We start from the raw sequence: 15,085 nt of genomic DNA, 5'->3' as shown, positions 1-15,085 counted from the left end.
CCCTGACCTCGTCCCCCGCAAATAGACCGGGCAGGATGCGTTTCATGCTTTCGCCGTGGCGGATCATTGAGGGCTTGCCGAGGACATAAGCGGTTCGGCCTGAAAGAGATCGGCCGCCCACTGCGCGATCCAGGTGTCGGAAATTTCGTCGTGCGAAAGTTGCCCCTCCTCGATCAGCACCCGGATTTCGGCACGGGCCTGTGCGATCGCCCTCTTCCACGGATCGCGTGGCGGGCGATCATCGGGTCCGAGCGGCAGCTCGCCCTGTGTGGGCGCGAGAGCATGGGTGGACCGCGCATATTGGCGGCGTACCCATCTTTCCATATGATCGGCAACGAAAGTATCGGTCTTGGAGATGCCGCGCTGGCGCGCCTCGATCCTGCTGGCAATTCCGAAGGCCTGGGAATCGACTGTCTGGATGCGATGTTCGAGCCCGCGCAGCTTGCTTAAGGCCGTGCCCTTTATGCCGAAAGCATGTAGCATTGTCCCGTCGCCGAGAATGCGATCGAGATGCTCGAAAATGGCGATCACGCCGTCACTGCCGCCGACGGGCCTGCGGCACATCGAGCCGATCCCCATCAGAGGTACGGCATCGATGATGTCGCCAAGCGCGTCGATGCAAAATTCATAGTCGCCCGCGACCCTGCCCTGCACTACGGGCATGAAGCGATGGGCAATGCCGCGGTCATGCGCGCCGCGCCAGCAATCGCGATTGACCCGGATGGTTCTCGAAATCCGGTCCCTCACCTCTTCGCGATCGGGGGCGATTTCGGGTTCGACGCAATAGTCCATGCTGGCGAACCAGCGAAACGGATAGCTTGCGGCCAGATCGAGATACTCTTCCGTTGCCCATGGATATCCGCGATAGATAGAGCCACGAATCCGGCGGAATCAAGTGACAGGCTGGACAATCCGTCGGCATTTTTCAGCAGGTCGAGGCGCCATCCCTGCCACTCGCGCCAGCCCTTGCCGCGGTTCCAGCGCGACAGCGCATTCGCGGAGATAAGGGTCGGCACCTGCATGGCACGAGCGCGGTTCAATATCGGGCCCTCGCGCAGGTGCGGCAGGCCTATCATGATCTCGATCGCCATGGGGCTCAGGCGACGCGCCAGCGGCACCAGCGCTCTGCGGCTTGCCGGGCGTTGAGCAGGCCATGATTCGCGCCGCACCATCGGCGGAAAGAGGGATCGAGAGCGAGAGCGGGGTCGCCGAGCCGTGCGATGACATCCTGGATGAAGGCGTCGGCGGGATCCGTGCCGAGCCCAGCGCGCGCGGCGCTGATCGCAGTCTGAAGCCGCGCCGCCATTTTCTCGGCTTCTTCGAGCGAAATATCCTCGACGGCGCGCATGCCGCCGCGCGGTCCACAGATGGCCAGCGTTATGACTGTCATCCCCGCCGGCGTCCGGCTGAGCGCGGTGATATGGACATGATGGAACATGCCAGCCTCCAGCAATGTTAAATCCTGGGTCAGAAAAGGGTCAGCTGTTGCGGCATGGCCGGCGCCGAGGCGCGGGGTTCGCACAACGTTGGAACCGGGTGGCGCATCGGGACTGGCGCGGGTGGCGCTTCGACAACATGCACACGCGTTTCGCCAATGGGCTCATGGTGTCGTAGACAGGCGAGCCGGGCGTTCCATCCACCCAGAATATGGGCCGGCGTGTACCAATGCTCGGCTGTCTCGCCCGAAAGGGAGTTTCCCACCATGAGATGCGCCGGCACATGCAGCAGCGAGAGCTGGACATAGGCCATGTGAATCGCGCGCGGATCGATATCGATCGCGGTGACGTGAAGATGGCGCTGATAGTTTATGCCGAGATCGCGCATGGCCTCAGCGAGCGCGATGACCATCGATCCCGCGCCGCATGCCGGCTCCATGGCGATCACGAAGCCATGATCGCCGATGATCGTTTTCACGCTTTCCGGATTTCCGATAGTCACCTCAGCCATGAATCGACTGAGCGTATAGGGCGTGAAGAATTGTCCCCGCGCCTTGTTGTGAAGTTCAAGGTCGTGAAACAGGGCGCCCAGCACGTCGCCTGGACCGGCTTCTAGAGCCTGCACGAGCTCGGCGAGGACTCGCGGAAACAGATCGAGCACATCTGGCCGGTAGCGGCCGACAATGTCGAGATAGCGCGCTTCGCGTGGCTCACGTTGGCGCAGATCGACGCTGTTGGCGATGGCGAGCGCCATCGCCTCCATGCAATGACCGAAAACGGTGTAGAGATCGTGGCGCGGCTGGCTGCGGCGCAGCAGCGCCGCCATCGCCTTGAGATAGGGCTCATGCATCGGAGCCTCCGGGTCGGAGATGAGGCAGGTTCGGGCCCGCGTGGGCTGATAGCCCCATTGCAGCGGGTTCTTCTGCGATGCGCTTTGTGCGAGCGCCCGGGATTTCGCGCGGAGTACGAGGCGCAGGCGCGGATGATAGGGCCCTGCTCAGGCGGCCTGTCGGCGAATCCACTCGTACAGCAAATGATCATCCGGACCATATTCCGAGCCGATGGCGATCCGGATCAGGCGACCGTCACAGGCAAAAGCCGATGCCCGCGGACAGCTGAGATAGGAGCGTCCTTCGAGGATCAGGTCACCCGAGCGCACCTTCGTGATCTCGCGGGTCGTCCCAAGCAGGCGATGACCGGCCGGCGCGTCGACCAGTTTCAGCCTGTCACCAGCTTTGATCCGCTTCTTGAACGCCGCCAGCGATATCACCGTATCGACCGGATTGCGGCTGCCCTGGCGCTTTGCCAACGCCGCCCAATAGGCCTGGCCTATGCGCACGTCGCAATAGAAACTGCATGACCAGAAATCTTGCAGCGGATTCGTCCTCGTGAATCCGAACCGTTCCATCTGATCGCGTATCTCGACGATGAAGGCGTTCTGCGCGTCGCGGCCGGTCAGGTCGTTCGAGGCATCGAGGATCTCCGCGATGACCTTGCGCCCCCCGGCAAATTTCTCGGTGCGGATCGCGAAGGTGGTTGTAGCGAAATGCCCGGCCAGATGGTGTTCGATCCGCGAGGCAAGTGACGGCAGTGCTTCACCGGCGCGATAAAGGTCGCCTTCATAGTGGAAGTTCCCGCGTTCATCATGTTCGGTCTGGCTATACAGGCGCGCAGAAGCGCCCGGCGCGATGGCGTCGGTCATGATAATGTCCTTATGCTTCGAGAAAATTCGGGGAGTGGGCCGGTCAGGCCGGCGGCGGTGCAGTCAGGGCGTGGGCGTTGTCGCCTGCGTCAGCACGAGCGATCGCCCAGTCGAGATAGCCAAGACGCGTGTCTCCATTCAGAACCTCGGCTACCCAGTCGACGGATGGGTGGTCGGGGTCGTCGATCCATGGATCGGGCGGGTCCCGCATTGGCATGGGTGCGGATTTGGCCAGTCGTCGCGCCAGTTGCTCCTGCGTGGTGCCGAACTCGACATGGTCGGCGAATATCGCGCACCACCCTCCCCCGAAGCTGTCGCGACGCGGGCGGGAACAAGCATAGCTCCAGTCGAAACCGATGGGTCTGGCCGTCAAACTCTCCTGGCAACAATGGCGGATGAGTGCGGCGATCGGACCCGGCTGGAAGTCCGTGGTTCCATAGATCGAGACGACACAGTCTGCATCGCCCTCAATCTGGATCTCCGCGCCGAAATCGGGAAAGGCCGGATCATCGAAGATCGCGAGCAGGCCGTTGAACGGATTGGCGAGGTCCGTCGGCATGAAGGCGGCCAGAAACGCCGCGCTCGGTTCGCCGGGTGTGAAATCCCCCAGCAGGTCGGCAGCACGCTGCCACGCCTCCTCGATCAGGGCTCTTTCGGCTGCAGCGCAGGTAAAAGCGAAGGATCCCTGGACATGATGATCAGCCATGGACCGTCTCCGAAAGAGCGGGATCGCTGGAATCGTCATCGACCAGGACCAGCGGGGGCGGGTTCATGCGAGCAAGCTGGTATTCCGCTTCGATCGCGCCGATGCTTCCCAGTTCCCTGATGCGTTCGATCGGGAAGACTTGTTCGTCCTCCTCGGTTGTCAGAACTTGCTTTGGTTCGCCATGGCCCAGGTAAAGCATTCGAACAGACGGGAAGCTGCCGGGATAGCCGCCGGACCAGCGAACATAGTGAAGACCATGGCGGCGACAGACATGTTCGATCTCTTCGAAACGACCATTGGCGACGTCATGATCCATCAGCGCGAGGGGCGTATCGATGGGGATATCTATAGGGTTGAACGGCGTGCCATCCCAATCGATAGCCGGATTATCGTTCCCGATAGCCTGGACGAACTCGGGATATCGGGAGCGAACAAGCACGCCCCCCATCATGATGTGCGCGGATACACGGTCGGCCATGCTATGCCTTTCCTGGAAACAGAACCTTCAATCGGTCCTGATCTTCCCCTCTTCCTCCCCTTCCCGTTTTCGGACCCATGCGAGCGCGATGCACAGGGCGCTTGCATGAGCGGCGCATTCCCGTTTAGCTGTCTGCCCCAATTTGTTCTCCACAATCACCGCCATTCATGGCCTTCCAGTTCAGGGAGTTTACCGTGGCCGACACCGAGCAGCCCGATTTCACCGCCATGACGGTGCAGTTATTGAGCGCCTATTTCGCGAACAATCAGGTGCCGGCGGGCGATATTGCCGGGATCATCGAAGCGACCCGTGACGCCCTGGAACGGAAAGCCACGGTTGAGACACCAGCGGCGCCCGAATATGTTCCGGCTGTGTCGATCCGCAAAAGCCTGGGTTCGCGTGAGCACATCATCAGCATGCTCGACGGCAAGCCCTACAAGACGCTGAAGCGGCATCTTGCGACCAACGGGCTGACACCGGAGGAATACCGCGAACGCTATAATCTTCCCAAGGATTATCCGATGATCGCGCCGGCCTATTCGGAGCATCGACGCGCCGTCGCTGCACAGATCGGTCTTGGAAGGCGTGTTGGCGCTAAGTCGGCGACCGAAGCGGCGCCTGTCCCTGAGAAAAAATCCCGGCGCGTCCGTGCCCGGACTGCTCCTGTCGAGCTGGGCGGTGAGGCCGGGACCGCTGCACCCGAACCGACGCCGGAGCCGGCAGCCGCGCCCGTGCAGGTCGAAGCGGCCACTGCGAAGGCAAAGCCTGTGGCCAGGAAAGACGCCGTAAAGAAATCTCCCGCGAAGAAGCCGTCGGTGAAGAAGGCTACGTTGAAGAAGGCGCCGGCGAAGACGAAGTCCCCGCCGCCAGCCCCTGTGGAGGAAGCTCCGACCGCACCGGCAGCGGCGGAAGCTGCAAAACCGGTAGCCAGGAAGAAGGCCGTCGCGAAAGCCGCAGCCGTGGAGGCCGCTCCATCCACGAAGCCGAAAGCGCCCCGGCGTCGTGTTGCAGTAGTCAAACAGGATGGCGCTGCGTCGAAGGCGCCGGCGCCGGCACCGGCACCGGCGGAATGATGATCTTTTCGCGAAGCGGCGAGGAAACAGGCCGCACTTCGCCTACTGCCGCTTCGCAGACCGGGAGAAGCCGGGATCAGCGGCGCTCGGCGATGATCCTGGCAAGTATATCTTGTGCGCGTTCCGGCGACAGGAACAATCTTGTCTTGAATTGCACCACCTCGCTGAAGGCGCCGCTTGCCTTCAGCCAGTTGCGGTCTTCCGGGCGATAGTCGCGGATCTCGAAACGGGGACTGTCGTTGACATGAACGCGCACAAGCCTTGCGGGCCCAAGTCCGGGGATCGGAACGCCGCTGCCCGCACGCGCGCCGGCGATGATTTCTTCAGGACCAAGGGCAATGCCGCCATCGAGTCCGAATTCCCTTTCGATCCGTTCGATGGCGGCCGGATGGATGATACGTCCCAGGATCGACGTGCCGGCGCCATCGTCGATCCGCCACACGCGCACATCATCCTCGGGCAGCTTGTTCCAGACGGGCAACAGGAGACCGGTCGCGAGGGTAATCCTCTCGACCAGAAGATTCCTGCCGGCTTCGGCGGCCTCCTGCTCCCAGAGGAGCTGGAATGTGTCGCGGTCGATCTCGCTCCAGTAGCTGGCCGCCAGAGCTGCTACCTCCATGCGGGACTGGCCGGTGGGACGAATAAGATAGCATCGCTCGATCCAGTTGCCCTCTTCGTCCTGGCCCGGCCATGTCGGCACGCGCAGCGCCACGCGACCGGAGCGGGCATTGCGAAGCCAGGCGATATCGTCCGCATCCTTGCATTCGAGCTGGAGCATGGCCCAGCTGGTGATCGGAGGCCGCCGGTGCAGTTCCAGGCGCAATAGCCTCGTCTCGGCCCCGGTCACGGGATCGGTTCGCAAGAGTTGATCGGACAGCAGGTCCATGCGGTCGGCGCGGATGGTCTCGATGCCCAGGTCCAGTGTGCCTGCCGTGCGCGCTGCTTCGACGCGATCCTCGACCAGTCCCAGAAACTCCTCGAATATGCTGTTCTGGGTGGCGATCCGCAGCGCCAGGATGCGGTTGAGCCAGCGATGGATAGGAGGCAGGCGCTCGAGCAGTTCCCCGCCCTCGTCGCACAGCTCAAGTCCCGTCATCGCCTGAAAGGCGTCGAGCGAGACGCTGCGCAGCTTGCCCTCGTAGAGAAGATGGAACCACTGCGTGAGTGCGTCGCGAGCATAGTCCGATTCCAGATTGTCGGACGGATCGAAGAGGTTCTGCGATCCAGTCTGGCGCTGCCCCCTGGTCAAGGCGCCCAAGGCTTCGAGACCCCGGATGATGGTGCTGAGGAAGCGGCGCTCGCCGCGGCAATCGGTGGTGAGCGGGCGATAGACAGGCGCGGTCATCTGATTGGTGCGATGACTGCGCCCGAAGCCCTGTACGGCCGAGAGGATGCGGAAGCCCAGCTCGAGAAGAAAATGCGCGCGCCGGCGGTGAGCGGTCGGGCAGTTCCGATCGGAATGCATGGACCGGCCGGTGCTGCCCGCAAGCGAAAAGGCGGCGATCGGCTTGTTTCCATTCTGGAATGCCTGGACTTCGAGGACGTTGGCGCGGGCGCCCCGCCTCTCGATCTTCTGCTTTCCGGTGACGTCGGTCACGATGCGCCGCGAGCGTCCGGTGATCTCGGCGACGCGGTCGGTTCCAAAATGTGCGATCAGGGCGTCCAGCGCGGTGGGAATCGCGGGGAGCGCGCACAGATCCTCGATCATTGCGTCGCGAGCAGCGATCGCCTGCCTGCACAGCACCGGATTACCCTCCGCATCGGTCATCGGTTCGGCACGCACGGCGCCATCGTCCGCACGAAAGACCCGCATCTGGCGGATGGGAAAGGCATTCTTCAAATAGTCGATAAGAGTCTCTTTGGGCGAAACCTGGACATCCATCATTGCCCGTTCTTGCGGGGAGAGTTCGGAGAGCCGGCGATCCATGATGGCCTCGCCCGTGCTTGCGAGTTGCACCAGCACGGCATTGTCCGACGCCAGTTCCTGTTCGATTGCCTTGATGAGCGAGGGAATTTTCAGGCTCACAAGAAGGCTGGAAAAGAATCTCAGCTTGGCCGATTCGAAGGCGCTTAGCGCCGATCCGCGCGCCCGCGCGTTCTGCGTCTTGCCCGATATCCGGTCGACGATACCGATCTCGGCCAGTACATCGCGAAGTCCGCGGTGGATGATCGCCCAGCTGTCCGCATAGGCGTCGTAGATCGCGACCTGTTCGGGTGTCAGCACATGTTCGAGCGGTTCATATTCGACGCCTGCGAAGCTCAGGGCCCGGGCGGTATAGAGGCCCATTGCCTTGAGATCCCGGCAAACGACCTCAAGCGCCGCAATGCCCCCCTCCTCCATCGCCTTCATGAACATGTCGCGCGTGGGAAAGGCCGTGCCGGGGCCCCACAGGCCAAGGCGAACGGCATAGGAGAGGTTCTCGGGCCTGGCCGCGCCGGTGGCGGACATGTAGAGAATGCGGGCTCGTGGCAGGGCATTTTGCAACCGAACGCCCGCCAGACCCTGTTCCGACCCATGCGCCTTCCCGAAATCCGTCTCCGTTCCGCCGGCATGGGCCATGGCATGGGATTCGTCGAAGACGATCACGCCGCCAAAGTCCTCGCCGGTCCAGTCCAGCAATTGCTGCAGGCGCGATGCGGCGTCATGGCGTGCGGAGCGCAGGGCGGCATAGGTCAGGAAGACGATCCCGCTTTCCATCGCGATCGGCTTGCCTAAAGGGAAATTGGCGATCGGCTGGATATCGATGGCGAGACCGCCCAATGCGGTCCAGTCGCGCCGTGCGTCCTCGATGAGGGCCGCCATGGAAATCCAGATCGCGCGGCGATTGCCGCGGTTCCACTGGTCGAGAATGATACCGGCCGCCTCGCGGCCCTTGCCGACCCCGGTGCCATCGGCGATGAAGAAGCCGGTGCGATAGAGTTGGCCATCGCTGTCCTCGATCAGTCGATCGCCCGCCAGATTGGCCGAGAAACGACCGGTCAGATCGCGCTCATGCGCTCCGCCCGCATAGATGATGGTTTCAAGTTGCGCCTCCGACAGGGCCCTGGTCGCCCGGTCCTGGAGTATTGGCTGGTAGCGCGGTACCGGCAGCGACACCGAAGCCATGGCGATGGATTCAACCAGGTCATCGGGATGCCGGGAAGCATTTTCGATGGCGATGCGCGCGAGGCGCCATGCGGAATAAATGCCCACGGTCTCGCCAGGCGCAAGCGGCGTCTGGTGTGCGGCATAGCTGATCGGTCGCGCCTCATCTGCCGTGGCGGCGATCCGCGAGGGTGGCGCAAGCCTTTGGCCGTTCATGCGCGCGAAGAGCATGGCGGGCGATGGGGCGGCGGGGATAAGTGAACGGGGTGCAGCGGCGGCCGGCGGCGGCGCAAGCGGCGGCGGCGGCACGGGATCGAGTCGATCGGGCATGGCAAGCACGAGGCGCAGCGCCGCGTCGATGTTACTGGCGAAGTGGCGCTCGGGCGTGCCGGTCCATCCCTTGTCGAAGACCAGCAACCTTACATCGATCCCCGTGCCATGTTTGGCATAGGGACTGCCCGAAACGGTAAGTTCGACGTGGGGCGGCACAAGCTCGGCGACGGCATTATAGCCAAGCGCTGCCGAGCCCTCGGGTGAGAAGCTGGTCGGCATGATGGCGACGCATCGCCCGCCCGGCGCGAGACAAGCCAGAGCCGCGCGCAGATGGCGCGCGCCGGCATGGCGGTCGATCCCTCGTCCGTTGCTGCGGCTGAAGGGCGGGTTGATCAGCGCCAGCGTCGGCTGCCGCTCGTTGATCAGCAGATCATGGATATGTTCGCCATCATGGCGGGTGACAATCTGGCCGAGATTGTGGGACAGGAGGTCGGCACGCGCCGGATCATGTTCGTTGAGAAGCAGATGCGCGCCCGCCCGCAGGCCGTGGACCGCCAGCATGCCGGTGCCGGCCGAGGGTTCAAGCAGCATATCGTCCGGTCCGCAGCGCGCCGCCATGGCCACGAGCCAGGCCAGGGTGATCGGCGTGCTGAACTGCTGGAGATCGACCTGCTTTTCCGAACGGTAGGTCTGGGTCGGCAAACCGCGCTCGAACTGCCGCAGGCGTTCGAAAATATCGGTCGGCGTGCCGCCCAGGAGCGGGTTTTGCGGATCGGCGAGAAGCAGGACCTGGGCGGTTTCCAATGCGTCATAGGCGTCGCGCATCGACCATAGGCCGCCGGCATCGTCGTCGCCGAAAGCCTCGGTCATCAATCGCTTGAGGCCCTGGCGACTGACGGGAGCGCCGTTGCGCAGGCGTTGGCAAACAGTCCGGGCGACGTCGGACAGGCATGCAGCGCTGTCTCGGGTCTGCGACAAGGCAAGCTGGGGCAAGTTCATGGGTACCTCTTGGGACAACAGGACAATCTTCCTGTCCCCTTCCCGCTCTCCTCCATTGGGGTGCATCGATCCTCGCGATTGGGCGCTCGATGGCGATTTGGGCGAGTTTCGAGGGCGCGCACGGCCAGGCGCGCGCGAAACAGATCAAATCAGATCCATAAGGAGCGCTGATTCATGCGGACAACCGAACAGCTCAGCGTGGCGCTGCCGAACGACATGCCGGCACGTGTCCCCCCAGATACTCGAGGCGCAGGGGGCGAATTGGTCGCTCCCGGCAGGGTGGCCCGTCCGCCGATCCTACTACAGGCTCACACGGACGCGAACGAGGTACGGGGGGATTTCTCCCGAAGACGTGCGCACCGGACTGGCCGGACGCCACGAACGGGCCGCCAGGCACGGCTGAACATGTTCCATTCCATTATCTTCGCGCCGGAAGCGCGTGACCATCTCGACGCCATTCACGACTATTGTCAGTGTGCCTTCATTCGTGAATTGGTGCATGATCGAAGGCACGCCGCCAACCCATTGCGTGACACACCCATCTTGCCAAATTTTGCCAAACCGGCTATATCGGCGACTATGAGCACGATGAACATTTCGTTGCCTGACACCCTCAAGGCTTTCGTGGACGAACAAGTCGTAGGACGCGGCTACGGTACGAGCAGCGAATATGTGCGCGAGTTGATCCGCAAGGATCAGGACCGCCAACGGCTGCGACGGTTGTTGCTCGACGGCGCACAATCGGCGCCGGGCGCCCCGGCGGATGACGACTATTTCGAGGGGCTACGCGCGCGGGCTCACCGCGCTGCATGACCGTCAAGCGGGTCGTCCCCCGCGACAAGGCTCATCGCGATGTCGAAGACGCCATCGACCATTATGCGCGCGAGGCCGGGCCGGACATCGCACTCAGCTTCGTAACAGCACTCGAAGAGGCTTATCGCGTAGTCGCGGAGCATCCCGACATCGGCTCGCCGCGCTACGCGCATGAGCTGGCCCTCCCGGGGCTGCGGCATCGCCGCCTCCCGCGCTTTCCATGGCTGGTCTTCTATATCGAGCGGGACGACCATATCGACGTGTGGCGCGTGCTCGACGCGCGCCGCGACATTCCGGGCTGGCTCGACGATCCCAGCGATCATTAGTGGGCCGCGCGAGATCGTACGGGTTCACGCTCGGGGTGCGTCGTTCTTCGGTCGAGGCAAACCTCAAGACGGAGACAGTCTATCGGCCAATCGGAAAGGCGGCCGAGCATGAAGAGGCTTGAAGAACCTCATGCCACATGCACGCCCGCACAGCGCGAGACTGTCGACGCTCACAATCTACATTGCCGCGATGGGCGGCGATCTGAAGCTCGTGGCCGCGTTTCCCGGCCGCCCTCCGGTGATCCTCGCCAATCATTCCGATCTTGCCGAGGGCGACCTGCCGAAGCATCTGCGGCGCCGACGTAGCAATGTAATGGGTGCGGTGGCCTGGCACTGAGCGCTCTCCCGCTCGCCCCTAGCCCCAGCGCCCGGGCCGCTCGTTCACCGGCGTCGAAATCAGGGCCAAGGGCGCAAAGCATTTAATCTCGGCCAGATAACCTTAGGATTGTGAAACTCTCCCTGCGAAATTGGCCGGAGGCGATTAGAGCATATTTCGACCGGTATGAATCGGCAGGGATTCCCTGCGACTGCGTTTTGTGATTCATAATCCCTGCTGGTGGAGGAGGCTGGCATGGATGGGTCACCCGCTTTCGATGGATTTACGCTCCCGGCTTCTGGCAGCGATCGATAACGGATTGAGCTGCCGGGCGGCGGCAGCGCGATTTGGCGTTGCGCCCTCGACGGCGATCCGTTGGCAGGCGCGTCGGCGCGACACAGGCGCCTTTGCTGCCAAGCCGCAAGGTGGTGACGTGCGTTCGCGCCGGATCGAGGAGCGAGCGGCGGAAGTCCTCTCGATCTGGGAGGCGCGGAAAGACATTTCGCTGGAAGAATTGCGGGTGGCGCTGGCCGACGCTGGCCTGATCGTTTCGGTAGCAGGACTTCATCGCTTCTTTGTCCGCCGGGGCATGACGCGCAAAAAAAGACTGGCCATGCAATCGAGCAGGACCGTCCCGACGTCCTGAAGCAGCGCCATGAGTGGTTCGAGGGGCAGGTCGATCTCGACCCCGAACGCCTGGTCTTCATCGATGAAACCTGGACCGCCACCAATATGACCCGCAGCCATGGCCGCTGCGCCAAAGGCGAGCGACTGCGGATGGGTTTCCCTCACGGCCACCGCAAGACCACCACGCTGGTCGCCGCTCTGCGCATGACTGGCATGGTCGCGCCGATGGTGCTGGACGGTCCCATCAACGGCGATTGGTTCGAGGCCTACGTGACCCAGGTTCTCGTGCCCGAACTGCGGCCCGGTGACGTCGTCATAATGGACAATCTGTCGAGCCATAAGCGTCCGGCAGTCCGGGAACGGATCGAAGCAGCAGGCGCGACGTTACGATTCCTTCCGCCCTACAGCCCGGACTTCAATCCGATCGAGAAGGCCTTCTCCCGTCTCAAGGCGTTACTCAGGAAAATCGGCGAGCGAACGGTCAGCGGCCTGTGGAGCCTCATCGGCAAGCTCGTCGATATCTTCCAACCCGCCGAATGCGCAAATTACTTCAGCTCTTGCGGTTATGATCCAGACTGATCGAAATCCGCTCTAGAGGGAACATCATGTGCGACTATGATCCCATCATCATCAAGGCCGTCAGCGATGCCGGCGTGGAAGTCGGCGATCGAAGCGCGAGTTGGTTGGAGAAATGGGCCAATATATCGACTATCGTCGCAGTGCGCGCTCCGGACGATGAGCCGGGCCGAGTGACCGTAGGTATAGGCTTTCGTTAGGACCGTGTTTTCATCGAAATCGATGACGATGAGCAATGGACCGCGTTCTGCGCTGTCGCGCAAGATCATTTTCCTTTGGTAGCCCCGTTCGCAGAATTGCGCGAAGCCTTGGCGGAGCCGGGCATGCTGTTCCTGCATTGGGAAACAGGAGAGCCGCAGCAGTAGCCGAGACAGCGCATGTCCGCTCCCCTCGAGAACCAATTATCGCCGCTGTCATGCTGGAATTCGCGCAGAAGCGGGGACAAAGTTCGGCTTGGTCGCCTTGGAGGTTGACGCACGAATTTCGGCATTTGGCAGGCTAAGTTCAACCTCGAAGCCGGGGGATAGGCCGTAGCCCATCCCCCCGCCCTGATCAGGCCGCCTGAGAGATCTGATCGTCGTTGTCGGCATCGACGATCCCAGCGGGTGACGTGTCGTGATCGTCTCGCGTCTCTTCCGGCTCGCCAGCGATTTCGGCCGAGCCAAAGCGCATGGCTTCCGGGAGCCATGCAAGCGCCCGTTCCTTGATCTCGGGTTCGATTATGACGTCGCCTCCGAAAAGCCGTTCCGCCGAAGCCGAAAGATCGTGCTTCTTTGAACCGGCGTAGCGTGATTGCAGCTCCAACCCGCCGATTTCTTGGAACAGGCTGAGAATGGCGGGCTTGGTCAGCTTGTCGAAGTAGGTGAGCGCCGTCGGGCGCCACCAGGCCGCGACATCGATCTCGAGCTTCGTGCCCAGATGATCGAGGAAGGTTGCTTCGCGGCGGCCGGTCGGGACGGCCTGCAACGTGCGTGCGATCACCCAGCCGAGCCAGGCCGCGCGTACTTGATCGGGGAGCGCACAGAAGGCGTCGTAGCGATCCGCGATGGCCTGGTGATTGACCCAGCTTCGGTCGAGCGCCTCATCGAGCTTCGTCCATTCCCCCGCTGCGGCCGTCTCGGGCTTGAAGTCCGCGAGGAGACGGGCGGGAGCCGAAGCGCGCAGATCGCTTGGAATGTCGAAAGACGAGAAGCGGCATTCGCGGTCGACCATGATGAAGGTGCCCAGATCCAGCGCGAATGCGGGATTGCTGGCGACATGGACCGCCAGCAGTTCGGTTTTCATCATCGCCAGCATTTCGCGCAGACGCTGGCTCATCACCGGGCCGCTGTTTCGCGCTTCGTCCTCACCGGCCTCGTCTGCCGGGACTTCGCCGTCGGTTTCGCCGTCCTCGAGGTTTGCCTTCTCGTCGTCTTCACCCTCTTCGTCGGTGGCGACGGGCGCCACATACAACTCCTGGTGAATGTGCGGCTGGCCGTCCGGCCCGATCACGAGATAGGCCAACGCGCTCGCCTTCTGCTCGGCATCGACGATCGGCTCGCGTTCGACGATGGACGACAGTTCGGTCTGGAGGGCGTTGTAGCGATTCTGGTCCTCTTCGTCCGGCTCATAGCCTTCATCCTCGAGTTCGGCTTCCAGTTCGGCGAGTTCGTCCTCGATCTCGAGCTTGCGCTGCTCCTGCTCATCGCTGAGCGCCGGCGTCTCGACGGGCAACGGTGTCAGGGCGTAGGTATCCATATAGGGGACGCGCGTGTTGGCGACGGGACGGACCTCGGCAAAGCCTTCGCGTTCGCGCAGCATGTCCGCTTCGGCAGCGAGTTTGATCATGGCGAGTTCGTCGACGATGTGAGTGTCGATCCAGCGTTCGTCGTCCGCGTTCGAATAGAGGTCGGCGTCCTCGATCCGCCCGCCGGCGGCCGTGTAAGCATCACGGCCGACCAGCAATACGCGGGGGTCATTTCCCCGATAGCTATAGTCCTTGATGCGGCGGCGGATCTCACTGACGGAATGGCCGCAATAGCTGTCCGAGAGCATGTCCCAGATCGCTTTCTGGCGCGCGCTGTCAGCCGTGGTGCAATAGGCCTTGGCGACGTCGAGCGTGATCTCGCCATTCTCAAGTGCCTCGAAGATCGGCTCGGCAAGGTTGGCGAGACGCAGACGGCCCACTACGAAGCGTTCGGTGAGCCCGAACCGCTTGGCAACGTCTGTTGCCGTCTTGCCTTCTACCTCGATGATATCCCTGAAGGCACGGCATTCTTCGCCGGGCCCCATCGGAAGCCGTTCGAAATTTTCAACGAGGCTGACTTCGCGGCCATCCTTGGCACTGTCGAGAACCAGAACAGGGATCGCGTGATCCGCCGGGAGACTTCCCTTATCGATCAGGCGATGCACGGCATCCAGGCGGCGACCGCCGGCGGTGATCCGGTAATGGCCCTTCTTGCGCGAAACCGGCACGCCGACCAGATTCTGGATAAGACCGTGGGCAAGGATGCTGGCTTCCAGTTCCGCGTCGGCGTCCGCGTCACTGCGGGTCCGGACATTGACGGGTGACTTGGTGAGATTAGCAGCGGGTACGGGAATGGGGGTCTGGGACATGGGTTTCTCCATTGGTGCGGCTCGCTCATCGAACCGCCCATTCCCTCTCCCTTCCCTCCTGCGGCACTTAGCCGGGACGG

Annotated in this window: 15 protein-coding genes; 5 read left to right on the top strand and 10 right to left on the bottom strand. The window is 62.7% G+C overall.

Annotated elements, in window-relative coordinates:
- Positions 1–63: 63 nt before the first annotated feature.
- The 7 genes from RLDS_RS40320 to RLDS_RS40295 form a co-directional block, all read right to left on the bottom strand.
- The gene (locus RLDS_RS40320) at positions 64–792 is read right to left on the bottom strand and encodes a deazapurine DNA modification protein DpdA family protein (protein ID WP_313231179.1); all 729 of its coding nucleotides are present in this window, start codon (positions 790–792) and stop codon (positions 64–66) included.
- The gene (locus RLDS_RS57285; protein WP_313231178.1) at positions 744–1,091 is read right to left on the bottom strand and encodes a hypothetical protein; all 348 of its coding nucleotides are present in this window, start codon (positions 1,089–1,091) and stop codon (positions 744–746) included. Before RLDS_RS57285 ends, RLDS_RS40320 begins: the two co-directional genes overlap by 49 nt.
- A gap of 5 nt (positions 1,092–1,096) precedes the next feature.
- Complete coding sequence (locus RLDS_RS40315; RefSeq protein WP_021226096.1) at positions 1,097–1,438, bottom strand: hypothetical protein; 342 nt, start codon at positions 1,436–1,438, stop codon at positions 1,097–1,099.
- Between the two features lie 29 nt (positions 1,439–1,467).
- Positions 1,468–2,286: an N-6 DNA methylase gene (locus tag RLDS_RS40310; RefSeq protein WP_021226095.1), complete on the bottom strand. Its 819-nt coding sequence runs from the start codon at positions 2,284–2,286 to the stop codon at positions 1,468–1,470.
- Positions 2,287–2,433: 147 nt separating this feature from the next.
- Positions 2,434–3,138 (bottom strand): hypothetical protein, encoded by a 705-nt coding sequence (locus RLDS_RS40305; RefSeq protein WP_021226094.1) that lies wholly within the window; start codon positions 3,136–3,138, stop codon positions 2,434–2,436.
- A 43-nt stretch (positions 3,139–3,181) separates the two neighbouring features.
- Positions 3,182–3,844, bottom strand: a complete 663-nt coding sequence (locus RLDS_RS40300) for a hypothetical protein (protein WP_021226093.1) — start codon at positions 3,842–3,844, stop codon at positions 3,182–3,184.
- Positions 3,837–4,322, bottom strand: a complete 486-nt coding sequence (locus RLDS_RS40295; RefSeq protein WP_021226092.1) for a hypothetical protein — start codon at positions 4,320–4,322, stop codon at positions 3,837–3,839. The genes RLDS_RS40300 and RLDS_RS40295 overlap by 8 nt, the downstream gene beginning before the upstream one ends.
- 194 nt (positions 4,323–4,516) lie before the next feature.
- Here RLDS_RS40295 and RLDS_RS40290 point away from each other — a divergent pair, with 194 nt between their 5' ends.
- Positions 4,517–5,395 carry a MucR family transcriptional regulator gene (locus RLDS_RS40290; protein WP_021226090.1) on the top strand — a complete coding sequence of 293 codons (879 nt, stop codon included), beginning with the start codon at positions 4,517–4,519 and terminating at the stop codon, positions 5,393–5,395.
- 76 nt (positions 5,396–5,471) lie between these two features.
- On the opposite strand, the gene RLDS_RS40285 is transcribed toward RLDS_RS40290, so the two are convergent.
- Positions 5,472–9,752, bottom strand: coding sequence for a strawberry notch-like NTP hydrolase domain-containing protein (locus RLDS_RS40285; protein WP_021226089.1), 4,281 nt, complete (start codon positions 9,750–9,752; stop codon positions 5,472–5,474).
- A 405-nt stretch (positions 9,753–10,157) separates the two neighbouring features.
- Here RLDS_RS40285 and RLDS_RS56970 point away from each other — a divergent pair, with 405 nt between their 5' ends.
- The 4 genes from RLDS_RS56970 (at position 10,158) to RLDS_RS55300 (ending at position 12,413) form a co-directional block, all read left to right on the top strand.
- A complete protein-coding gene (locus RLDS_RS56970; RefSeq protein ID WP_021226088.1) occupies positions 10,158–10,565 on the top strand; it encodes a ribbon-helix-helix domain-containing protein in 408 nt (135 codons plus the stop codon).
- The gene (locus RLDS_RS40280) at positions 10,562–10,891 is read left to right on the top strand and encodes a type II toxin-antitoxin system RelE/ParE family toxin (RefSeq protein ID WP_021226087.1); all 330 of its coding nucleotides are present in this window, start codon (positions 10,562–10,564) and stop codon (positions 10,889–10,891) included. The genes RLDS_RS56970 and RLDS_RS40280 overlap by 4 nt, the downstream gene beginning before the upstream one ends.
- Before the next feature lie 118 nt (positions 10,892–11,009).
- Positions 11,010–11,228: a hypothetical protein gene (locus RLDS_RS56670; protein ID WP_201767478.1), complete on the top strand. Its 219-nt coding sequence runs from the start codon at positions 11,010–11,012 to the stop codon at positions 11,226–11,228.
- A gap of 238 nt (positions 11,229–11,466) precedes the next feature.
- Positions 11,467–12,413 (top strand): IS630 family transposase gene (locus RLDS_RS55300; protein WP_152528047.1). Its coding sequence is split into 2 segments (ribosomal slippage): positions 11,467–11,803 and positions 11,803–12,413, totalling 948 coding nucleotides; the frame shifts between segments, so codons are not numbered across the junction.
- Here the strand turns inward: RLDS_RS55300 and RLDS_RS0128130 are convergent.
- Positions 12,398–12,673 (bottom strand): hypothetical protein, encoded by a 276-nt coding sequence (locus RLDS_RS0128130; RefSeq protein ID WP_152528046.1) that lies wholly within the window; start codon positions 12,671–12,673, stop codon positions 12,398–12,400. The two genes, RLDS_RS55300 and RLDS_RS0128130, sit on opposite strands and share 16 nt — an antisense overlap.
- Positions 12,674–12,962: 289 nt before the next feature.
- On the bottom strand, positions 12,963–15,005 hold the full coding sequence (locus RLDS_RS40265) for a ParB/RepB/Spo0J family partition protein (RefSeq protein ID WP_021226082.1): 2,043 nt from the start codon (positions 15,003–15,005) through the stop codon (positions 12,963–12,965).
- Positions 15,006–15,085 lie beyond the last annotated feature (80 nt).

Source organism: Sphingobium lactosutens DS20 (assembly GCF_000445105.1).
GTDB classification, from domain to species: domain Bacteria; phylum Pseudomonadota; class Alphaproteobacteria; order Sphingomonadales; family Sphingomonadaceae; genus Sphingobium; species Sphingobium lactosutens.
Note: the sequence above shows the minus strand (reverse complement) of the source record. Positions and strands in the feature narration are given on the sequence as shown.